This is a genomic window from Roseitalea porphyridii (assembly GCF_004331955.1).
GTDB lineage: Bacteria > Pseudomonadota > Alphaproteobacteria > Rhizobiales > Rhizobiaceae > Roseitalea > Roseitalea porphyridii.
Genome location: NZ_CP036532.1, coordinates 2087099 through 2107692, shown reverse-complemented (window position 1 = coordinate 2107692; position 20594 = coordinate 2087099). Strand labels below are relative to the sequence as shown.

18 protein-coding genes and 2 tRNA genes are annotated in these 20594 nt (G+C 66.7%); 17 read left to right on the top strand and 3 right to left on the bottom strand.

The features are described from left to right. Nucleotides 1–81 precede the first annotated feature (81 nt). Nucleotides 82–1167 carry a D-Ala-D-Ala carboxypeptidase family metallohydrolase gene (locus E0E05_RS10295; protein WP_244597680.1) on the bottom strand — a complete coding sequence of 362 codons (1086 nt, stop codon included), beginning with the start codon at nt 1165–1167 and terminating at the stop codon, nt 82–84. Nucleotides 1168–1222: 55 nt separating this feature from the next. On the opposite strand from E0E05_RS10295, the gene E0E05_RS17800 reads away from it, so the two are divergent. Further along, nucleotides 1223–1354, top strand: a complete 132-nt coding sequence (locus E0E05_RS17800) for a hypothetical protein (protein WP_280176636.1) — start codon at nt 1223–1225, stop codon at nt 1352–1354. 207 nt (nt 1355–1561) lie between these two features. Here E0E05_RS17800 and E0E05_RS10290 read toward each other — a convergent pair whose 3' ends face one another. Further along, entirely contained in the window at nt 1562–2002 is a 441-nt protein-coding gene (locus E0E05_RS10290) for a VOC family protein (protein WP_039723203.1), read from the bottom strand. 262 nt (nt 2003–2264) lie between these two features. Between E0E05_RS10290 and E0E05_RS10285 the strand changes: the two genes are divergently transcribed. The 14 genes from E0E05_RS10285 to E0E05_RS10220 all read left to right on the top strand — a co-directional run bounded on the left by E0E05_RS10285 (nt 2265) and on the right by E0E05_RS10220 (nt 16586). Then, nucleotides 2265–2858, top strand: a complete 594-nt coding sequence (locus E0E05_RS10285; protein WP_039723202.1) for a cold-shock protein — start codon at nt 2265–2267, stop codon at nt 2856–2858. 38 nt (nt 2859–2896) lie between these two features. Further along, complete coding sequence (locus E0E05_RS10280; protein ID WP_131616625.1) at nt 2897–3388, top strand: DUF192 domain-containing protein; 492 nt, start codon at nt 2897–2899, stop codon at nt 3386–3388. Nucleotides 3389–3467: 79 nt separating this feature from the next. After that, nucleotides 3468–3544, top strand: a tRNA-Pro gene (locus tag E0E05_RS10275). A 79-nt stretch (nt 3545–3623) separates the two neighbouring features. Further along, nucleotides 3624–3929, top strand: a complete 306-nt coding sequence (locus E0E05_RS10270) for an ETC complex I subunit (RefSeq protein ID WP_131616624.1) — start codon at nt 3624–3626, stop codon at nt 3927–3929. A gap of 90 nt (nt 3930–4019) precedes the next feature. Further along, nucleotides 4020–4096: transfer RNA gene (locus E0E05_RS10265), tRNA-Arg, on the top strand. A 259-nt stretch (nt 4097–4355) separates the two neighbouring features. After that, nucleotides 4356–7841 carry an indolepyruvate ferredoxin oxidoreductase family protein gene (locus E0E05_RS10260; protein ID WP_131616623.1) on the top strand — a complete coding sequence of 1162 codons (3486 nt, stop codon included), beginning with the start codon at nt 4356–4358 and terminating at the stop codon, nt 7839–7841. Between the two features lie 38 nt (nt 7842–7879). Continuing rightward, complete coding sequence (locus E0E05_RS10255) at nt 7880–9028, top strand: isovaleryl-CoA dehydrogenase (RefSeq protein WP_473665569.1); 1149 nt, start codon at nt 7880–7882, stop codon at nt 9026–9028. Between the two features lie 68 nt (nt 9029–9096). Next, the gene (locus E0E05_RS10250; protein ID WP_131616621.1) at nt 9097–9552 is read left to right on the top strand and encodes a hypothetical protein; all 456 of its coding nucleotides are present in this window, start codon (nt 9097–9099) and stop codon (nt 9550–9552) included. Beyond that, the gene (locus tag E0E05_RS10245) at nt 9549–9929 is read left to right on the top strand and encodes a type II toxin-antitoxin system VapC family toxin (protein ID WP_131616620.1); all 381 of its coding nucleotides are present in this window, start codon (nt 9549–9551) and stop codon (nt 9927–9929) included. Before E0E05_RS10250 ends, E0E05_RS10245 begins: the two co-directional genes overlap by 4 nt. Next, the gene (locus E0E05_RS10240) at nt 9926–11479 is read left to right on the top strand and encodes a carboxyl transferase domain-containing protein (RefSeq protein ID WP_280176635.1); all 1554 of its coding nucleotides are present in this window, start codon (nt 9926–9928) and stop codon (nt 11477–11479) included. Before E0E05_RS10245 ends, E0E05_RS10240 begins: the two co-directional genes overlap by 4 nt. Before the next feature lie 232 nt (nt 11480–11711). Beyond that, nucleotides 11712–12200, top strand: a complete 489-nt coding sequence (locus tag E0E05_RS10235) for a hypothetical protein (protein WP_131616619.1) — start codon at nt 11712–11714, stop codon at nt 12198–12200. Next, nucleotides 12200–14167: an acetyl/propionyl/methylcrotonyl-CoA carboxylase subunit alpha gene (locus E0E05_RS10230; protein ID WP_131616618.1), complete on the top strand. Its 1968-nt coding sequence runs from the start codon at nt 12200–12202 to the stop codon at nt 14165–14167. Before E0E05_RS10235 ends, E0E05_RS10230 begins: the two co-directional genes overlap by 1 nt. Continuing rightward, the gene (locus E0E05_RS10225; RefSeq protein ID WP_131616617.1) at nt 14167–15795 is read left to right on the top strand and encodes an acyl-CoA synthetase; all 1629 of its coding nucleotides are present in this window, start codon (nt 14167–14169) and stop codon (nt 15793–15795) included. The genes E0E05_RS10230 and E0E05_RS10225 overlap by 1 nt, the downstream gene beginning before the upstream one ends. After that, nucleotides 15792–16586, top strand: coding sequence for a crotonase/enoyl-CoA hydratase family protein (locus E0E05_RS10220; RefSeq protein WP_131616616.1), 795 nt, complete (start codon nt 15792–15794; stop codon nt 16584–16586). Before E0E05_RS10225 ends, E0E05_RS10220 begins: the two co-directional genes overlap by 4 nt. A gap of 3 nt (nt 16587–16589) precedes the next feature. Here the strand turns inward: E0E05_RS10220 and metC are convergent, their stop codons facing one another. Next, nucleotides 16590–17819 (bottom strand): cystathionine beta-lyase, encoded by a 1230-nt coding sequence (metC, locus tag E0E05_RS10215; RefSeq protein WP_131616615.1) that lies wholly within the window; start codon nt 17817–17819, stop codon nt 16590–16592. Between the two features lie 370 nt (nt 17820–18189). On the opposite strand from metC, the gene E0E05_RS10210 reads away from it, so the two are divergent. Together E0E05_RS10210 and E0E05_RS10205 are read left to right on the top strand one after the other, a co-directional pair. Beyond that, on the top strand, nt 18190–19209 hold the full coding sequence (locus E0E05_RS10210) for an amino acid ABC transporter substrate-binding protein (protein WP_131616614.1): 1020 nt from the start codon (nt 18190–18192) through the stop codon (nt 19207–19209). A gap of 163 nt (nt 19210–19372) precedes the next feature. After that, nucleotides 19373–20593: an amino acid ABC transporter permease gene (locus tag E0E05_RS10205; RefSeq protein ID WP_131616613.1), complete on the top strand. Its 1221-nt coding sequence runs from the start codon at nt 19373–19375 to the stop codon at nt 20591–20593. The last annotated feature ends 1 nt before the right edge of the window (nt 20594 follow it).

The window sequence follows — 20594 nt, the reverse complement described above, 5'->3', positions numbered from 1 at the left end:
CGGGAAAATGGGGTGGTGCGGCGCCTTTTGCAAGGGTTCGCCTGCCCGCGTTCGGGCGGATCGGACCCTGGTGGCTTGGCGTCAGCCGCCCCGGCGGCAGCGCCAGTTCCAGTCCCGCTTGGGACCGATATCGATGTGAACAGACTTGGTGTGGCAGTAGGTGCCGACACCGCCGCGTCCCGGAACCGAGCGCAGATAGGCGGCCAGATCCCACTTGCTGACGCCCGGCACCTGGATGTCGGCTGCCGCGCAATACATGTGCAGCGAGTTCTTGGCGCCACGCGCCGCGCGGTTGCGCGACGGGCTGCGATAGCCCGAAGTGATGATCACCGGCTGACCGTAGCGCTGCTCGATACGCTTGAGCACGCGCACGAGCGCCGGCTTCAGGCAGGCGACGTCGACGCCGGAATGCTGGGTGCGCAGCCCGTTCGGCGCGAGCCGCGCCAGACCGGCGGCGGAGGCGAGTTGCACGGGCGCATCCTCGCCGGCTCCGTCGTCGCTGTTGATGCCGAAGGCGCGTTCACGGCTGAAACCGGGCAGGCCCGCGGCGCTGCCGCGCGCCGAGGCCGATGCGATCACCGGGCGCGGCTGTTCGGCCGGCTCGGCGATGACGCGCCTTGGCGTCTCGCTGGCGGATGCGGTCGCAACCAATGGGCGCGGACGGCCGGAGTCGTCGCGGCGGCTGCCGAACAGCGCGTTCAGGAAGCCCGGTCGGTTCCGGCTGTCGGATTGTCCCTGGGCGATCGACGCGGTCGGATTGGCGGGCTGCGGCGCGCTTGCAATGGCGGCGGGCACCTCGGCATCGGCGCCATCGGGCGATGCGGCGGTGGGCGCGTTCTCGGCGGCCATGATACGCTGGGTGGCGAGATCGGCGCCGGCGGTGCCGTTCGCGGCATCGGGCGCGACGCCGTTCGAAACGGCGGTGTCGTCACTGGCGGCAAGGGCGGTTTCGACCGGCTGAGTTTCGGCACCGGCTCCGGCGGGGGCCGTCGACGGCTCGCCGAGCGCGACCGCCGTCGGGGCCGTCGGCGTCGGGCCGGCGAAGGCGTTGGCGCCGGCGGTCTGCGTTCCGGCGTCATCGGCGACCGGGCCGGCATCGGCCATGCCCACCGGCGCACCGGGCCGTACGTCCGGATCGGGAAGCATATCGGCGTCGCCGAGGGCCATCACGGATTCCGAGCCCGGCATGGGCGCCCGCTGAAGGCCGGTCGCGACAGTGTCGATGGTTGCCGAGGTGCAGGCCGATACGATCAACGCCGCCGAGAACGCACCGGCCGCGCGCCAGAAGCGTCCATCAGCAGCGATGCCAGGTTTCGGTTTCAAGAAATATGGTCCCCTCAACCACCGGTGGTGAAGCCATAAGGAACGGTCGTGGTTAACCCATGGTTACCATTGAGCCGATCCCGACGTCCGGTGTCCGTCGTGTCTTTCGCGAGCCCTTCTCACGCGTCCCGACGTGCCCCGATCAGAACGCTCGGCGAGCGATACGTGCCGAATACGGCCAAAAAGTGGAGCGATCAAGGCAGCGGCCGGCCCGCGATTGTGGCGGCGGCGCGCCGGCCTACCAGCTTCCGGTGTTCTCCATCGATGCCCAGGGCTCGGCAGGGGGCAGGGCATCGCCCTTCTGCAGCAGCTCGATCGAGATGCCGTCCGGCGAGCGCACGAACGCCATGTGCCCGTCGCGCGGCGGCCGATTGATGGTGACGCCGCCATCGGCGAGCCGCTGGCAGGTCTCGTAGATGTCGTCGACCACATAGGCCAGATGGCCGAAATTGCGGCCGCCCTGATACTCCTCGGGGTCCCAGTTGTAGGTCAGTTCGATCATCGGCGCCCGGGTGTCGAGCGCTGCCTGCTTGTCCTCCGGGGCGGCCAGGAAGATCAGCGTGAACCGACCCTTGTCGTTCTCGTGGCGCCGGATTTCCTCAAGGCCCAGCTTGCCGCAGTAGAAATCGAGCGACTCGTCGATGTCGCGCACGCGCACCATGGTGTGGAGATATCGCATCCTTGCCCTTCCTGAGATCGTCAGCTTGGTGGGCGGTGCAGCATTTCTGCCGCGCCCGCAAACACGGAGCCGGCTTCGGAGACCGACTTCCTCATACTTATTCACAGTGTCCCCGCGTCAAGCCCGTCCGCGAGTCCTATTCCGGACAATCGGGGATTTCGCACTTGCCGCAATCGGCCGTCCTAGTGCTATCCTCACCGCGAATCACGGCCCGGACGCATCTGGTCCACCGACGCCCGGGCGTGGCGGGGATGTTTGTCGTATGAGTGATGGCTCGCAGTCAGGCAAGGACAAGGACGTTGGCCGGACGGCCGATGCGGCGAGTGGCGGGGGCGTCGCCGGGCTTGTCGAGATCGCCGGACAGATCAAGTGGTTCGACATCGCCAAGGGCTACGGCTTCATCGTCCCCGACGAGGCCGGCTATGGTGATGTGATGCTGCACGTGACCTGCCTGCGTCGGGACGGGTTCCAGACCGCGCTCGAGGGGGCGCGGATCGTTTGCGAGGCGAGGCGCGGCGAGCGCGGCTACCAGGCCTTCCGCGTCATCTCCATGGATACCTCGACCGCGGTGCATCCGGCCTCCAGCGAACCACGCACCCACGTCAACGTGACGCCGACCAGCGGGCTCGAACGGGTGATCGTCAAATGGTTCAACCGGACCAAGGGCTTCGGCTTTCTGACGCGGGGCGAGGGCACGCCCGACATCTTCGTGCACATGGAGACGCTGCGCCGCTTCGGACTGACCGAACTGCGGCCCGGCCAGGTGGTCATCGCCCGGTTCGGCGAAGGCGAAAAGGGGCTGATGGCGGCCGAGATCTATCCCGATATCGGCGTTCAGCCGCCATCGTCCCATTGATCATTGATCGCGGCGACCGGCGGCGCCATCTGACGGCGATGGTTGCGCTTGCTTTCAGGACGACGATCGTGCCGGTCCTGCTGCTGGTCGTGGCGGTGGCCGCCGGCCCCGTCCGGGCGCAGGAGCCGATGCGCCTTCCGGTCGATGCCGTCGCTCTGGACGTGGTCGGCGCGGACGGCGAGACGAAGGCGCGGTTCGACCTCGAAATCGCCCGGACGGGCGCGGAGCGCGCGCGCGGGCTCATGCACCGCACCGACCTGCCCGAGGACCGCGCGATGCTGTTCGTCTTCGACGGCGAGGCGCCGCGCAGCTTCTGGATGCAGAACACGCCGACCTCGCTCGACATCATCTTCGCCGACGGGGCCGGAACGATCGTGCGCGTGGCCGAGCGGACCGTGCCGTTCTCCACCGCCTCGATCCGTTCTGGCGCGCCGGCGCAATATGTCCTCGAGGTCCATGCCGGCACGGCCGAACGGCTCGGCATTGCCGCCGGCGACCGGCTGGACCATCCGGCGATCGGCGCGCCCTGACAGGCCTTGCAGGCCCGCATCGCCCCACTTGCCGGGTGTGCCGGTCGCGTGTATGCGGTCGGAGCCGCAAGGGCCATTTCGGAGCGTAGCGCAGCCTGGTAGCGCATCTGGTTTGGGACCAGAGGGTCGCAGGTTCGAATCCTGCCGCTCCGACCAATGGCCGCCCAAGTGCGGAAACCTGGCGCGACCGGCGTTGTGCGTCCGGCCGCCGGATCGAGACCGATGGGAGACGCCGATGAGCGCGCGCATCTACAGCCCGTCCAAGACGGCCATGCAGTCGGGCAAGGCCAAGACCGGCCATTGGGTGCTTGAGTTCGACCGCGAGCAGCCGCGCCGGGTCGAGCCGCTGATGGGCTATACGTCCTCGTCCGACATGCGCCAGCAGGTGCGGCTTCGTTTCGCCACGAAGGAAGCGGCGGTCTCCTATGCCGAAAAGCACGGCATCGCCTACCGGATCGAGGAGCCGCAGGAGCCCAAGCGTCGGCGCCAGGCCTATGCGGACAATTTCAAGTACGACCGCCGCACGCCCTGGACCCACTGACGGGTTGCCACAAGCGCCCGGCGCCTTGCCTTGTTCAGGCATGCCGGGCAATTGCGTGCCGCAGGGCCGCATGTCTATATGCGGCGCAACGGACCCGTAGCTCAGCTGGATAGAGCAGGTGACTTCTAATCATCAGGTCGCAGGTTCGAGTCCTGCCGGGTTCGCCAGCCAGTTCAACACTTTGCTTGATCTTCTTCAGATCGGCCGAAGATGACGACCGCGTCTTTGCCGGCTGCGCTGCGCTTTTTCTTGCCCGCCGGCCGAATCGCGTCCTAGATTGGCCGCAGTTGCAAACACCAGCCAGGGCACGGCCTTGCCGCGCTGGTGATGGCGGCAGCGGCGCCAACGCGCCGCCGTCCGGCCCTTCCCGAGATCGGCACGCCGTGCCGCTCCGCGCGCCTCCGGCGCCGGAGGAGGGAAAGACCCATGACCATCCATGCCGTCCGCCTGGACGACACTTACACCGCGCAAGAAGGCGTGGTGTACATGACCGGCATGCAGGCGCTCGTGCGTCTGCCGATCGTGCAGATGCGCCGCGACCGGGCGGCCGGGCTGAACACCGCCGCGTTCGTGACCGGCTACAGAGGCTCGCCGCTCGGCGGCTACGACCAGCAGCTTCTGCGCGCGCAGAGGCATCTGGACGAGCACGACGTCACCTTCCAGCCCGGCGTCAACGAGGAACTGGCCGCGACCGCGGTCTGGGGCACGCAGCAGGTCGGGCTTTCGCCGGGCGCCCGCAAGGACGGCGTGCTCGGCATCTGGTACGGCAAGGGGCCGGGTGTCGACAGGTCGGGCGACGTCTTCAAGCATGGCAACGCGGCCGGCTCGGCGGCCCATGGCGGCGTGTTGTGCCTGGCCGGCGACGACCACACCTGCAAGTCCTCGACCGTGCCGCACCAGTCGGACCACGCGTTCGCCTCGGCGATCATTCCGTGCCTCTACCCGTCCTCGATCCACGAATTTCTCGAACTGGGTCTGCTCGGCATCGCCATGTCGCGCTATTCGGGCCTCTGGGTGGGCATGAAGTTCATCTCCGACACGGTCGAGACCACCTCGGTCGTCGATCTCGCCGGCGAGCGGCGCGAGTTCGTCATCCCGGACTTCGACCTGCCGCCCGGCGGGGTGAACCTCAGATGGCCCGATCCGCCGCTGGTGCAGGACCAGCGCCTGCAGGAGATCAAGCCCTATGCGGCGCTTGCCTTCGCCCGCGCCAACCGGGTCGACGAGATCACAATGGATTGCCCGAACGCGCGATTCGGCATCGCCGGTTCGGGCAAGGCGTATGAGGATGTCCGCCAGGCGCTCTTTGAACTGGGCATCGGCGAGGAAGAAGCCGCCCATATCGGCCTGCGGCTCTACAAGGTGCGCATGACATGGCCGCTCGAGCCGGAGGGGGTGCGCGAATTCTCCAGGGGTCTCGAGGAGGTGCTGGTCGTCGAGGAACGGCGCGAGATCATCGAGAACCAGATCAAGATGCACCTGTTCAACTGGCGCGCCGATGTGCGCCCGCGCATCGTCGGCAAGTTCGACGAGAACGACCAGCCGTTCCTGTCGCTGTCAAAGGGCCTGTCGGTCGGCGCGGTGGCGCGCGCGATCGCCGACCGCGTGCTGCGGCTCGACGGCATCGATGACGGGCTCAGGATGCAGATCAAGGCGCGGCTTGCCTATCTGGAGGAACGCGAGCGCTTCTCCGAAAGCCACGTGCCGGCGGTCACCCGCATGCCGCATTATTGCGCCGGCTGCCCGCACAACACCTCCACGAAGGTGCCCGAGGGTTCGCGCGCGCTGGCCGGCATCGGCTGCCACTACATGGTCCAGTGGATGGACCGGAACACCGAGACCTTCACGCAGATGGGCGGGGAGGGCGTGCCCTGGACGGCGGTCTCGCGCTACACCGACGAGAGCCACGTCTTCGTCAACCTGGGCGACGGCACCTATTTCCACTCCGGCATCCTGGCGATCCGGCAGGCCGTCTCGGCCGGCGCCAACATGACCTACAAGCTGCTCTACAACGATGCGGTCGCGATGACCGGCGGCCAGCCGATCGACGGCACGCTGAGCCCGCAGCAATTGACGCGCCAGCTCCACAATGAGGGCGTCGGGCCGATCGTGCTGATGAGCGACAATATCGATGCCTACAGCGCGCCCGATCTTGCGCCGGGCACCGACATTCGCCACCGCGACGAGATCGACACGGTGATGAAGGAGCTGCGCGATACGCCCGGCGTTTCGGCCATCGTCTATGTGCAGACCTGCGCGGCCGAAAAGCGGCGCCGGCGCAAGCGCGGGCTGATGGAAGACCCGGACATGCGCGTGCTGATCAATCCGGCCGTTTGCGAGGGGTGCGGGGACTGTTCGGTGCAGTCCAACTGCATCGCCATCGATCCGCTGGAAACCGAGATGGGCCGCAAGCGGCAGATCAACCAGTCGGCCTGCAACAAGGACTATTCCTGCCTGAAGGGCTTCTGCCCGTCCTTCGTGACGATCCGTGGCGGCAATGTGAAGAAGGGCGGCCGGACGGCGGCGCCCGATGTTGACGATCTGCCTGCGCCGAAGCTGCCGGAAATGGCGCCGAGCTGGAACATCGCCGTCACCGGCGTCGGCGGCACCGGCGTTCTGACAATCGGCGGCGTTATCGCGATGGCCGCGCGGCTCGAGGGCGTCGCGCCGCTCGTTCTCGACATGGCCGGTCTGGCCCAAAAGGGCGGCGCGGTGATGAGCCATATCCGCCTGTCGGCGCAGGACAATCCGCGCAAGAGCCCGCGCATCGCGCCGGGCGGGGCGAACCTCCTGCTCGCCGCCGACACGGTCGTTGCCGCCTCGCGCGACGGCACGGTGCGCTGCGACCCCGAGCGCACCCATGCCGTCGTCAACGCCAGGCTGACGCCGGTCGCCGAGTTCGTGCGCCAGCGCGATTTCGACTTCCAGAAGGGCACGGTGGAGGACACGGTGCGTTCGGTCGTGCGTCCGGACGCGCATTTCCACGATTTCGGCCGGGCGGCGATGGCCGTTGCCGGCGACGAGATCGCCACCAACATCATGATGGTCGGCTTTGCCTGGCAGAAGGGTCTGGTGCCGCTCAGCGCCGAGGCGATCGAAAAGGCGATCGAGATCAACGGCGTGGCAGTGAAGGCCAACATCGACGCGTTCCGCTGGGGCCGGATCATGGCGCATGATCCGGCGCGGATCGAGGCGCTCGAAACGGACCGCAACGGCTTCAGGCCGATGGCCGAGATGGGAACGGACGAGCTGATCGCCCATCGCGCCAGCCATCTGACCGACTATCAGAATGCAAGGCTCGCCGAACGCTACAAGGCCCTGCTCGACCGCGTGCGGTCGGTTGCCGCCGAGCGCCTGTCGGAACCCGAAGATCGGGACGCGCTCGTCCGCACGGTCGCGCACGCTTACGCCAGGCTGCTTTCTTACAAGGACGAATACGAGGTGGCACGGCTGTTCGCCGATCCGGCCTTCGACCGGTTCCTGCACGGCCGCTTCGAGGGCGATATCAGGCTTTCGCTCAACATGGCGCCGCCCTTCCTGCCCGGCGAGGATGCAAACGGCCGGCCGAAAAAGCGCGAGTTCGGCCCGTGGATGCTGCGAGTGATGCGCGTGCTGGCGCGCTTCAAGGGTCTTCGCGGCACGGCCTTCGACCCGTTCGGCTACACGGCCGAGCGTCGCGCCGAGCGGGCGCTGATCACGCAATTCGAGGCCGATGTGGAGACGGTGCTCGACAAGCTCGATGACGACCGGTTCGAGACGGCGCGCGATCTCTTGTCCGTGCCCGACATGATCCGCGGCTTCGGGCCGGTGAAGGACGAGGCGATGGACAAGGCGGCCGCAGAACGGGCCCGGCTGCTCGCGGCGCTTGACAGGCCGCCCGAACGGGCGCGACTTGCCGAAGCGGCCGAATAGGCCGCGCCGGCACGGGAGGGGACATGTTCACCGCGACGATGAATTTCGCGCTCGGCGAGGAGATCGAGGCTCTGCGCGAGATGGTGCAGCGCTTTGCGCTCGAACGGATCGCGCCGCGCGCCGCCGAGATCGATGCGGAAAATGCGTTTCCGCGCGATCTGTGGCCCGAACTGGGCGCGCTCGGCCTGCACGGGATCACCGTGCCCGAGGGCGATGGCGGCGCGGGCATGGGGTATCTGGCCCATGTCGTCGCGATGGAGGAGATCAGCCGCGCCTCGGCTTCGGTCGGCCTTTCCTATGGCGCCCATTCGAACCTTTGCATCAACCAGATCGCTCGCAACGGCAGCGAGGACCAGAGGGCGCGCTATCTGCCCGGCCTGATCTCGGGCGAGCATCTGGGCGCGCTCGCGATGAGCGAGCCGGGATCGGGCTCGGACGTGGTCTCGATGAAGCTGCGCGCTGACAAGAGGAACGACCGCTACGTGCTGAACGGCAACAAGATGTGGATCACCAACGGCCCGACCGCCGACGTTCTGGTGGTCTATGCCAAGACCGATCCGGAGGCTGGCCCGCGCGGCATCACCGCGTTCCTGATCGAAAAGGACATGGCCGGTTTTTCGACGGCGCAGAAGCTCGACAAGCTGGGCATGCGCGGCTCGGATACGGGCGAGCTGGTGTTCGAGGATTGCGAGGTGCCGTTCGAGAACGTGCTCGGCGAGGAGGGCAGGGGCGTCAACGTGCTCATGTCCGGTCTCGACTATGAGCGGATCGTGCTCGCCGGCGGGCCGCTTGGCATCATGGCCGCGGCGATGGACGTGGTCGTCCCCTACGTGCACGAGCGCGAGCAGTTCGGACGGCCTATCGGCGAATTCCAGCTCATGCAGGGCAAGCTGGCGGACATGTACACGACCATGAACGCTTGTCGCGCTTACGTCTATGCCGTGGCGCAGGCCGCCGACCGGGGCGAGACGACGCGCAAGGACGCCGCCGGATGCATCCTCTACAGCGCCGAAAAGGCGACGCAGATCGCGCTCGAAGCGATCCAGTGCCTGGGCGGCAACGGCTATATCAACGACTATCCGACCGGACGGCTGCTGCGCGACGCCAAGCTCTACGAGATCGGCGCCGGCACCAGCGAAATCCGCCGCATGCTGATCGGCCGGGAACTGTTCGCGGAGACGAGGTAGTACCTGTTGTTGTTTGGATTTCTATTGTAGGTTATATAGGTACTGTTGTTCCCTATTGGAGGTCTGCAATGAACAGCTTGCCCGAGGATGTCAGGGGGGCGATCGATACGCTGCCGACCAAGTCCGCCAAGATTCGCGCCCTCGATGAGCGGGGCTACAAGCGCGCCGACATCGCCCGGTTGCTCGAGATCCGCTATCAGCACGTCCGCAATGTTCTGGAAGCCGACAGGATGAAAGCCGCCAGGAAGAAGACGGTATCCGGCGAGCCGGGCACGACGTCGCCGATACGCCTTGAGATCGAGAACGGACGGCTCGTGCTGCCGCCGCAGATTCTCGCTGCCATGGCGCTCGACGAAGACGGCCAGGTTTCGGCGGCGGTGCAGGATGGGGAACTCAGGGTGATCTCGCCACGCACCGCGTTTCGCAGGGCAGCGTCAATTGCCGCCCGGCACAAGAAGCCGGGCGAAAGGGTGGTCGACACGTTCCTCGCCGAGCGCAAGGCGATGTGGAACGAAGACGCATGAACGTCGTGGCCGACAGTTCGGCGGTCCTTGCGGCGCTGTTTGATGAGCCCGGAGGAGAGAACGTCAAGGACCGTATCAGTTCGCTGGCGATCAGCGCGGTCAACCTCGCCGAGATCATGACGCGGCTGATCGACAAGGGCTACTCGGATCAGGAAGTGCGGGAAACGCTCGATCTTCTGAGAACGCAGACGATCGCCTTCGATGCCGACCAGGCTGCCGAGGCCGCTGCGCTTCGAAGCGTGACGAAGAAGTCCGGGCTGTCGCTGGGTGATCGCGCCTGCCTGGCGCTGGGCGTGCGCAGCGGGGCGACCGTGCTGACCGCCGACAGGGCCTGGGCCGGCCTCGAGGTCGGCTGTCCGATCGAGGTGATCCGTTGAGCGGGCTGCGCGCCCAGACCGAACAGACCGCCGCCGAGGCCGCGCGGATTATGGTCGGCGGCTCGGAGGCATCGCGCGAGCGCCATCTCAAACGCGGCAAGCTTCTGCCGCGTGACCGGGTTGAGGGCCTGCTCGATCCCGGCGCGCCGTTCCTCGAAATCGGCCTGTTCGCCGCGCGCGGCGTCTATGGCGACGATATTCCCGCCGCCGGGGTCATTGCGGGTGTCGGCAAGGTGTCGGGCCGCGACTGCATGATCGTGTGCAACGATGCGACGGTGAAGGGCGGGACCTACTATCCGCTGACCGTCAAGAAGCACCTGCGCGCCCAGGAAATCGCCGAGCAAAACCGGCTGCCGTGCCTTTATCTGGTCGATTCGGGCGGCGCCAATTTGCCAAACCAAGACGAGGTGTTTCCCGACCGGGACCATTTCGGGCGCATCTTTTTCAATCAGGCGCGGATGAGCGCCAAGGGCATCGCCCAGATCGCGGTGGTGATGGGTTCGTGCACGGCGGGCGGCGCCTATGTGCCTGCGATGAGCGACCAGACCATCATCGTACGCGAGCAGGGCACGATCTTCCTGGCAGGCCCGCCGCTGGTGAAGGAAGCGACCGGCGAGGTGGTCGATGCGGAAACGCTGGGCGGCGGCGACACGCACACGCGCCTGTCGGGCGTTGCCGACTATCTCGCCGATGACGATCATCACGCGCTGGCGCTGGCCCGCCGGATCGTCGCCGATCTCCGCCCGGCGCCGGAACCGGCCATCGCGCTCAAGGCGCCCGTGCCACCGCGCGACGATCCGGACGATCTGCTCGATCTGATCCCGGCCGATCCGAAGACGCCCTATGATGTGCGCGAGGTCATTGCGCGGATTGTCGACGGCTCGGACTTCGCCGAGTTCAAGCCGCGCTACGGCGCGACGCTGGTCACCGGCTTTGCACATATCGACGGGGTTCCGGTCGGCATCCTCGCCAACAATGGGGTGCTGTTTTCCGAAAGCTCGCTGAAGGGCGCGCACTTCATCGAACTGTGCTGCCAGCGCAGGATCCCGCTCCTGTTCCTGCAGAACATCACCGGCTTCATGGTCGGCTCGAAGTACGAGGCCGGCGGCATCGCCAAGGATGGCGCCAAGCTGGTGCAGGCCGTCTCCACCGCGGCCGTGCCCAAGGTGACCGTGATCATCGGCGGCTCGTATGGGGCGGGAAATTACGGCATGTGCGGGCGCGCCTATGCGCCGAATTTCCTGTGGATGTGGCCGAACGCGCGCATCGCCGTGATGGGCGGCGCGCAGGCGGCGGGCGTGCTCGCCACGGTCAGGCGCGCCGGCATCGAGACGAAGGGCGGCACATGGAGCGCCGATGAGGAGGCCGCCTTCAAGCAGCCGACGCTCGATCTGTTCGAGGAACAGTCGCACCCGTTCTATGCCTCGGCGCGGCTTTGGGACGACGGCATCATCGACCCGCGTTCGACGCGCGACGTGGTGGCGCTGAGCCTGCGCACCGCGCTCAACGCGCCGGTGGAGGAGACACGGTTCGGCGTGTTCCGGATGTGAGTTTCTCCCCCTTGGAGGGGGAGAAAGCGATTTCGGTGTCTTGACGGAGCGGAGCGAACGTCAAGTGCCAGAAATCGCAAGAGAGGGGGAGGGAATGCTTGGTTGGCTACAGTCGCTGGAAGAGCACCAAGAGTTCGTTAGGCTTCGCAAATGGGTCGAAAGTCTGAGAAAATCTGGGGCACCCATAAGTCCTCAGAAACGGCGCCCTGAATCTATAAAGGGTCAAATTGGAGTGAACGAACTGGACGAGCGGCTCTATGAGGTTTTTGATACCTACGCCCATTGGTTCAACATGATCTATGAGGATTCGCTCTTTCGAATTGAAGAACGCGAGTCAGCTGATCTGAACGTCGGCGGTGGTTTTGACCGACCGACGTACGGGCCGTCGTTTAACCTTTTCTACGCCGACAAGAAATTTGGTGAGGTAGGTGTAAGCCGGGATTTGCTCAGTGATTCAAATGATGCCGCATCGCTCGATTGCGAGATTCGGAACGCCGTTTTCCTTGGCTTCAATGATGTTCACGACATCTTGTACACTCTCCATTCCACGATCGCCCGGCGTGAAGAGATCGAAATGCGCACATCAATAGATCGCGCAATGCAAGCTTGTGTTTGGAATCAGATCGCATTCCCCGATTTGTCAGCCAGCGTTCATCTCTCGGTCAATGGGAGCTACGTAACGGTAGCAGAAGTACAGTCAGAGATGCGGAGTGGGGAGTAGTGTTCACCAGGCTCCTCATCGCCAACAGAGGCGAGATCGCCTGTCGCGTCATCGGAACCGCGCGGCGCATGGGCATTGCCACGGTCGCCGTCCATTCGGATGCGGACGCCGACGCTCTGCATGTCGAAATGGCGGACGAGGCAGTGCGGATCGGCCCGTCGCCGGCCGCCGAGAGCTATCTGAACGCCGACGCCATCATCGCGGCGGCGAAGGCCACCGGCGCCGATGCGATCCATCCCGGCTACGGGTTCCTGTCGGAAAATCCCGGCTTTGTGGAGGCGGTCGAGGCGGCCGGGCTCATCTTCGTCGGCCCGTCGGCGCGGGCGATCCGCGCCATGGGGCTCAAGGATGCCGCCAAGGCGCTGATGGCCGGGGCCGGCGTGCCGGTCGTGCCGGGCTATCATGGCGACAACCAGAACGCCGATTTCCTTGCGGGCGAAGCCGACCAGATCGGCTTTCCGGTGCTGATCAAGGCGCGCGCGGGCGGCGGCGGCAAGGGCATGCGCAAGGTCGAGCGCGCGGCCGATTTCCATGCCGCGCTCGAAAGTTGTCGGCGCGAGGCGCAGGCCGCGTTCGGCGACGATGCGGTGCTGATCGAGAAGTTCGTCACCGCGCCGCGCCATATCGAGGTGCAGGTGTTCGGCGATGCGCATGGCAATGTGGTGCATCTGTTCGAGCGCGACTGCTCGCTGCAGCGCCGCCACCAGAAGGTGATCGAGGAAGCGCCGGCGCCGGACATGACCGAGGAAGTGCGCGCGGCGATGACGGGCGCGGCGGTCCGGGCGGCCAGGGCCATCAGCTATGAGGGGGCGGGGACCGTCGAGTTCATCGCCGACGGGTCCGGGGCGCTCAGTACCGACGGCTTCTGGTTCATGGAGATGAACACGCGCCTTCAGGTCGAACACCCCGTCACCGAGGCAGTCACCGGCATCGATCTGGTCGAATGGCAGTTGCGCGTGGCGGCGGGCGAAGCCCTGCCGCTGGCGCAGGACGACATCGCCCTCTGCGGCCATGCGTTCGAGGCGCGCCTTTATGCCGAGGATCCGGCGAACGGTTTCCTGCCGCAGACCGGCCGGCTGGCGCATCTGGCCTTTGGCGACGCACGCATCGATACCGGCGTCCGTGCCGGCGATGCGATCAGCCCGCACTATGACCCGATGATCGCCAAGATCATCGCCCACGGCGTCGACCGGGCCGGGGCGCTGCATCGGCTGCGCCGCGCGCTGGCCGACACCCACGTGGCCGGCACGGTGACCAACCGCGCCTTTCTTCTGGCGCTCGCACGCCATGAGGGCTTTGCGGCGGGCGCGGTGGACACGGGCCTGATCGACCGCGATCTCGAAGCGCTGACCGCCGCGCCGGCAACGCCGGACCTTGCCATCGCGTTCGCCGCCATCGCCGCGCTCGATCTCGACCTTGCCGAGCCGCGCCTTGGCTGGCGCCTGTGGGGCGAGGCGAGCCATGCGGTGCGCCTGATGCAGGGCGAGGGGTTGGTCGAGCGCCGGCTGATCCTGCACGGGCCGGGCAGCGTGACGCTCGATGGCGAAACAAAGCTGCGGCTCGATGGCCTTGGCCGCGACGGCACGGTGGTCGCCGGTCGGCAGGGTGACCGCAGCGTCCGGGCCGATGTGATGCGCTATCGCGACGGGGCGGGCACGCACGTCTCGGTGCTGCTCGACGGCGCGATCCATGCTTTCGCCGTGCCCGATCCGCTCGCCGAAACCTGTGGCATCGTCGACAGCGGTGATGCGGTCACCGCGCCGATGACCGGCATCGTCCGGCTTGTCGATGTGCGGCCCGGCGACCGGGTCGAGGCCGGCGACCGGCTGATGGTGGTCGAGGCAATGAAGATGGAACACGCGCTGACCGCGCCGCGCGCCGGGCTGATCGCGGCGGTGCATGGCGGTGAGGGCGACAGCGTCGAGGGCGGGGCGGTCCTTGTCGCGTTCGAGCCGGAGGCCGACTGATGCTTCCGAAAGCGGAGACTTACCAAGAACTGGTCGAACGCTTCCGCTGGGACATTCCCGAACGCTTCAACATAGGCGCCGCCTGCGACCGTTGGGCCGGGGCCGAACCGGACCGGCCGGCGCTGATCCTCGATGAGGATGACCGTATCGTCAGCTTCGGCGAACTGCGCGGCCTGTCGAACCGCATCGCCAACCTGCTGACCGCGCGGGGCGCCAAACGCGGCGACCGGATCGGCGTGTTGCTGCCGCAGGCGCTGGAGACCGCCGCCGGCCATATCGCCATCTACAAGATGGGCGCGATCGCCGTGCCGCTGTTCGTGCTGTTCGGTCCCGAAGCGCTCGAACACCGGATCGTCGATGCCGGCATCGCGCACGTCATCACCAACCGGCAGGGGGCCGAGAAGCTGCGCGCGATGGGCGCGGGCGCGCAGGAAGGGCTCGACATCCTCACCGTCGATGGCGGCCAGAAGGACCTTCGGATCGCCGACCTGCACACGCTGCTGGCCGACCAATCGGACGCTTTCGCGCCGGTCGACACGGCGGCCGACGATCCGGCCCTGATCATCTACACCTCGGGCACGACGGGCGCGCCGAAGGGGGCGCTGCATGCCCATCGTGTATTGCTGGGACATCTGCCGGGCGTCGAGATGCACCACGAATTCTTCCCGCAGGCGGGCGATGTGATCTGGACACCGGCCGATTGGGCCTGGATCGGCGGATTGCTCGACGTCCTTATGCCGGCGCTGTTGCACGGCGTTCCCGTGGTGGCGCGCCGCTTCGACCGGTTTTCGGCCGAGGATGCCTTTGCGCTGATGGCCCGCCATCGCGTCACCAACGCGTTCCTGCCGCCGACCGCGCTGAAGATGATGCGCGCCGCCTTTCCGGATGCGCCGCCTGAACCGCTTTGTCTGCGCACGGTCGGCTCGGGCGGGGAGTCGCTCGGCGCCGAACTGATCGACTGGGGCCGGCGCGTGCTGGGCGTGACGATCAACGAGTTCTACGGCCAGACCGAATGCAATCTGGTTGTCTCGTCCTGCGCGGCGATCATGGAGGCCCGGCCGGGTCTGATGGGCCGGCCCGTGCCCGGCCACAGCGTCGCGATCATCGATGGGGATGGCGCCAAGATCGCGCCCGGCGAGGAGGGCATGATCGCCGTGCGCCGGCCCGACCCGGTCATGTTCCTCGAATACTGGAACAATCGACAGGCGACGGCGGACAAGTTCATCGGCGACTGGCTGGTGACGGGCGACCGGGGTGTCATGGATACGGACGGCTGGATACGCTTTGTCGGCCGCGACGATGATGTCATCACCTCGGCCGGATACCGCATCGGGCCGGCCGGAATCGAGGATTGCCTGATCCGCCATCCGGCCGTGCGCGTGGCCGCCGTCGTCGGCAAGCCGCATCCGGAACGCACCGAGATCGTCAAGGCCTATGTGGTGCTGGCCGAGGGCTGCGCGCTCGATGCCGCGCTGACGGAAGAGCTGAAAGCGCATGTAAGGCAGCGGCTTGCCGCGCACGAATATCCGCGCGAGATCGAGGCGATCGACGAACTGCCGGTGACGACCACCGGCAAGATCATGCGGCGCGTGCTGCGCGCCCGCGCCGCCGGGGAGGGCGGACCATGAGCGAGTACCGGACGATCCGGCTGGAAACGGACGCGCGCGGCGTCGCCACGCTGACGCTGGCGCGGCCCGACACGCACAACGCCTTCGATGCCGAGATGATCGCCGAACTGACGTCGGCTGCGACGCTGCTGGCGACCGACGAGGACGCCCGCGTCGTCGTGCTGCGCGGCGAGGGCCGAAGTTTCTGCGCCGGCGGCGATCTGAACTGGATGCGCGCGCAGCGCGACAAGGACCGGGCCGGCAAGATGGACGAAAGCCGGGCGCTTGCCGCGATGCTCGGCGCGCTCAACCGGCTGCCGAAGCCCTTGATCGCGCGCGTGCACGGCAATGCGTTCGGCGGCGGGGTGGGGTTGTTGGCGGTGTGCGATGTGGCGATCGCAGTCGAGGGCGTGCGCTTTGCGCTGACCGAAACGCGGCTCGGCCTGATCCCGGCGACGATCGGCCCGTTCGTCGTGCGCCGCATGGGCGAGGGTTTGGCCCGCCAGGTCTTCTTCACGGGCCGCCCGTTCGACACCGATTTCGCGCTGCGCGGCGGGCTGATTGGCATGAGCTGCCCGCCGGAAGACCTTGACGAGCAAGTCGAAAAGGCGGTCGCCGATGCGCTGACCGGCGCTCCCGGCGCGATCGCCGCCGCCAAGCGCCTGTGCCTCGATCTCGGAGCCGCCGAGCCCGAAACGCTCGCCGAGCACACCGCCGCGCTGCTTGCTGACCGCTGGGAGACCGACGAGGCGCAAGCCGGCATCGAAGCGTTCTTTGAGCGCCGGCGTCCGCCCTGGTCCGTCAGGGATTGAGCGTCAGCCGGCCGCCCTGGCCGCTTCCAGCGCCTGTGCGATGTCGGCGCGCAGATCGTCCTCGTCCTCGAGCCCGATCTGCAGCCGCATGATCTGTCCGCCATAGTCGCGCGCCGAGACCGTCCGGTCCTTCAGATAGACATGCGTGACGAGGCTTTCGTAGCCGCCCCACGAATAGCCGAGACCGAAAAGCTCGAGCGCGTCCATGAAGGCGTGGGCCTGCGCCTCGGTCGCATCCTTGAGCACGAACGAGAAGATGCCGCTGGCGCCGCAGAAGTCGCGCTTCCAGATGTCGTGGCCGGGGAAACTCTCGAGCGCCGGGTGCAGCACCGGGCCGACGATCGTGTCGCCATCCTGCCAGCGCGTTTCCAGCCAGCGGGCGATGGCGAGCGTCGTCTTCTGGTGCCGTTCGAGCCGGATGCCCATGGTCCTGAGCCCGCGCAGGACCAGGAAGGCGTCGTCGGAATTGCCGCATGTGCCGAGCGCGACCTGCGTGTTGTAGAGCTGCGGCCATGTCGCTTCGCCCGCGCTGACCATGCCCATGATCACGTCCGAATGGCCGCCGGGATATTTCGTCGCCGCATGGATAGAGATGTCGACGCCGTGGTCGAGCGGTTTGAAGAACAGCGGTGTCGCCCAGGTGTTGTCGATCATCGTCACGATGCCACGCGCCTTGGCCGCCGCCGTCATCGCCGGCACGTCCTGCATCTCGAACGTGTTGGAGCCGGGCGTCTCCATGAACAGCACTTTCGTGTTGTCGCGGAACAGCGCCGAGACCGCCTCGCCGATGTCGGGCGCGTAATACTCGACCTCGACGCCAAGGCGCGTCAGCATCGTGTCGGCGAAGCGCCGCGTGGGAAAGTAGACCGTGTCGACGATGAGGACATGGTCGCCGGCCGAAAGGAACGCCAGCAGCGGCACGGTGACGGCGGCGAGGCCCGACGGAACCAAGATCGTGCCGGCGCTGCCTTCGAGCGCATTGACCGCCTCGCACAGCGCATCCGTCGTCGGTGTGCCGTAGGTGCCGTATGTGTAGCGCTGGACGCGGCTGCGCGAATGGGCATCGGCCGAGCGCACCTGGGTGGCTTTCATGGTGGCGGCATCGGGGAAGAGCACCGTCGAGCCGTGCACGACCGGCGGATTGACCCAGCCATGGAATTCGTGCGGGTCGTTGCCCGAATGGGCGAGCTGCGTGTTGATCCCGCGGCCGCCGGCCGTGTCCTTCTTCGCCATCTGCGTGTCTCCTCGTCTTGCGCGTCAGCGCGAGCCGGTAGGCGCTCGCCGCTCCGTCGTCAACTGCGCGGGTCCGTGGCCGCCAGGGAGGACGCGCAATCCTGTTCATCCGGTGTCGCATGGCGCGCTGCGGACACGGACGCCGCCATGGCGCGCGGGGGCCAAAACGGGGCCTGCCGGCCGGCCCAAAACGCTTTGGGATGCGCGCTGATCGCAACGATCGAACGAGATAGCGCTTGACCGTGCCTTGTTTTTGTCTTTGTCTTTCAACCGGGAAGGGAGGTGCCGTTCGCGTTCCGGCTTGCGCCGGAGCCCGCGGTAAGTCGGCGCTCAAGCCCAAGTTTACTTGAGCAACCAAGAGGAAAACTCCATGACAAAGACTGTACTCACAGGCGTTCTGGGAGCAGCAATCGTCGCGCTCGGCGCATCGACGGCCTCCGCAGCGACGCTTGATGACGTCGAAGCGAAGGGTTTCGTCCAGTGCGGCGTGAGCCAGGGTCTGCCCGGCTTCTCCAATCCGGACGCGGACGGCGAATGGAGCGGCATGGATGTCGATCTGTGCCGTGGCATCGCCGCGGCGATCTTCGACGATCCGCAAGCGGTCAAGTTCACCCCGCTGTCGGCCAAGGAGCGTTTCACCGCGCTGCAGTCGGGCGAAGTGGACGTGCTGTCGCGCAACACGACCTGGACGATGAGCCGCGACACGCAGCTCGGCCTGAACTTCGCCGGCGTCAACTACTATGACGGCCAGGGCTTCATGATCCGCACGGACATGAACATCAACTCGGCCCTGGAACTGTCGGGCGCATCGATCTGCACCAACACCGGCACCACGACCGAACTGAACGTCGCCGACTATTTCCGTGCCAACAACATGGAATATGAGCTGGTCGCCTTCGAGAAGGCCGACGAGGTGGTCGCGGCCTACGATGCCGGCCGCTGCGACGTCTACACGACCGACCAGTCGGGCATCTACGCCCAGCGCCTCAAGCTGACCGATCCGGGTGCCCACAAGGTGCTGCCCGAGATCATCTCCAAGGAGCCGCTCGGCCCGGTCGTGCGCCAGGGTGACGATCAGTGGTTCAACATCGTCAAGTGGGTGCACTTCGCCACCGTCAACGCCGAGGAAATGGGCGTGACCAGCGAGAACGTCGACGAGATGCTCGAAAGCGACAATCCCGGTATCCGCCGCCTGCTCGGCGTCGAGGGTGAGTTCGGCACCGACATCGGCCTCGAGAACGACTGGGCCTACAAGGTGATCAAGCACGTCGGCAACTACGGCGAGATCTTCGCGCGCAACGTCGGCCCCGACACGCCTCTGAGCATCGCCCGCGGCATCAACGCGCTGTGGACCGACGGCGGCCTGCAGTACGCACCGCCGATCCGCTAAGCGTCGACAAGATGGGCCCGGCCGGATGATCGTCCGGGCCCACTTGCATGCGGGGTCGCCGCGACGGCGACCGCACGGCATCGCGTCCGGTCGGGCGCGCGGACCTCGTGCGCGCGTGTGATCGAACCCGCCGAACCTGCGACGAAGGGGCCCAGGAGGTCGAATGGCTGTCACCGATATCGCGCCCGGAGGACCATCCCCGCACGGCCAGGAGGAAGCACCGCCCAAGGTGGCGCTGCTGAACAATCCGAAGGTCCGCAGTTGGCTCTTCCAGATCGTTTTGGGCGTGGTGGTCGCCTACCTGGTCTATGCGGGCTGGGTGAACATGAACGCCAACCTGCAGGCGGCGGGCGTCGCCTCGGGGTTCGGTTTCCTTGACGAGAACGCCGGTTTCTCGGTCGCCCAGTCGCTCATCGAATACGACCAGGGAACATCGTCCTATGGACGCGTCTATGTCGTCGGCGTGCTCAACACGCTCGTCGTCGCGTTCATCGGCATCATTCTTGCGACGGTCATCGGTTTCATCGTCGGCATCGCGCGGCTCTCCAACAACTGGATCGTCAGCCGGCTGGCGACGGCCTATGTGGAGTTCCTGCGCAACCTGCCGCTGCTTCTGCAGATATTCATCTGGTATTTCGGGGTGCTGCGGCTGCTGCCCGGTCCACGCGAGAGCTTCGATTTTGGCCCGCTCGGCCTTCTGAACAACCGCGGCTACTTCGCGCCAAAGCCGGTGTGGGGTGACGGATCGATCGTGATCCTGGTGGCGCTGATCGCCGGGCTCGCCATCGCCTTTGGCGTGTCGCGATGGGCCCACAAGCGGCAGATGGCCACCGGCGAACGGTTCCCGGCCTTCTGGGTGGGCTTCGGCGCGATCGTCGGCCTGCCCTTGCTGGCCTTCGTGGCGATGGGCGCGCCGCTGACCTTCGACGTTCCGGAGATGGGCGGCTTCAGGCCCTCGGGCGGCATGACCGTCATTCCCGAGTTCATCGCGCTGCTGGTCGCGCTTTCGACCTACACGGCCGCCTTCATCGCCGAGATCGTGCGCGCAGGCATTCTGGGCATCAGCCGGGGCCAGTCCGAAGCCGCGCATGCGCTTGGATTGCGGCAGGGTCAGAACCTGCGCCTGGTGATCATCCCGCAGGCGCTCAGGATCATCATTCCGCCGCTGACGAGCCAGTATCTGAACCTGACCAAGAATTCCTCGCTCGCGGTGGCGATCGCCTATCCCGAACTGACCTCGGTGTTCGCCGGAACGGCGCTGAACCAGACCGGCCAGGCGGTCGAGATCATCTCGATCACCATGCTGACCTATCTGACATTCTCGCTGCTCACCTCGGCGTTCATGAACTGGTACAATGCGCGCGTGGCGCTGGTGGAGCGCTGAC

Excerpts from the sequence above, each read along its gene's own strand:
- E0E05_RS17800 (WP_280176636.1), top strand. The coding sequence starts at position 1,223 with ATGGTTGCCGAGGTGCAGGCCGATACGATCAACGCCGCCGAGAACGCA.
- E0E05_RS10260 (WP_131616623.1), top strand. The coding sequence starts at position 4,356 with ATGACCATCCATGCCGTCCGCCTGGACGACACTTACACCGCGCAAGAA.
- E0E05_RS10285 (WP_039723202.1), top strand. The coding sequence starts at position 2,265 with ATGAGTGATGGCTCGCAGTCAGGCAAGGACAAGGACGTTGGCCGGACG.
- E0E05_RS10210 (WP_131616614.1), top strand. The coding sequence starts at position 18,190 with ATGACAAAGACTGTACTCACAGGCGTTCTGGGAGCAGCAATCGTCGCG.
- E0E05_RS10225 (WP_131616617.1), top strand. The coding sequence starts at position 14,167 with ATGCTTCCGAAAGCGGAGACTTACCAAGAACTGGTCGAACGCTTCCGC.
- E0E05_RS10295 (WP_244597680.1), bottom strand. The coding sequence starts at position 1,167 with ATGGCCCTCGGCGACGCCGATATGCTTCCCGATCCGGACGTACGGCCC.
- E0E05_RS10280 (WP_131616625.1), top strand. The coding sequence starts at position 2,897 with ATGGTTGCGCTTGCTTTCAGGACGACGATCGTGCCGGTCCTGCTGCTG.
- metC (WP_131616615.1), bottom strand. The coding sequence starts at position 17,819 with ATGGCGAAGAAGGACACGGCCGGCGGCCGCGGGATCAACACGCAGCTC.
- E0E05_RS10245 (WP_131616620.1), top strand. The coding sequence starts at position 9,549 with ATGAACGTCGTGGCCGACAGTTCGGCGGTCCTTGCGGCGCTGTTTGAT.
- E0E05_RS10290 (WP_039723203.1), bottom strand. The coding sequence starts at position 2,002 with ATGCGATATCTCCACACCATGGTGCGCGTGCGCGACATCGACGAGTCG.
- E0E05_RS10270 (WP_131616624.1), top strand. The coding sequence starts at position 3,624 with ATGAGCGCGCGCATCTACAGCCCGTCCAAGACGGCCATGCAGTCGGGC.
- E0E05_RS10220 (WP_131616616.1), top strand. The coding sequence starts at position 15,792 with ATGAGCGAGTACCGGACGATCCGGCTGGAAACGGACGCGCGCGGCGTC.
- E0E05_RS10205 (WP_131616613.1), top strand. The coding sequence starts at position 19,373 with ATGGCTGTCACCGATATCGCGCCCGGAGGACCATCCCCGCACGGCCAG.
- E0E05_RS10250 (WP_131616621.1), top strand. The coding sequence starts at position 9,097 with ATGAACAGCTTGCCCGAGGATGTCAGGGGGGCGATCGATACGCTGCCG.
- E0E05_RS10255 (WP_473665569.1), top strand. The coding sequence starts at position 7,880 with ATGAATTTCGCGCTCGGCGAGGAGATCGAGGCTCTGCGCGAGATGGTG.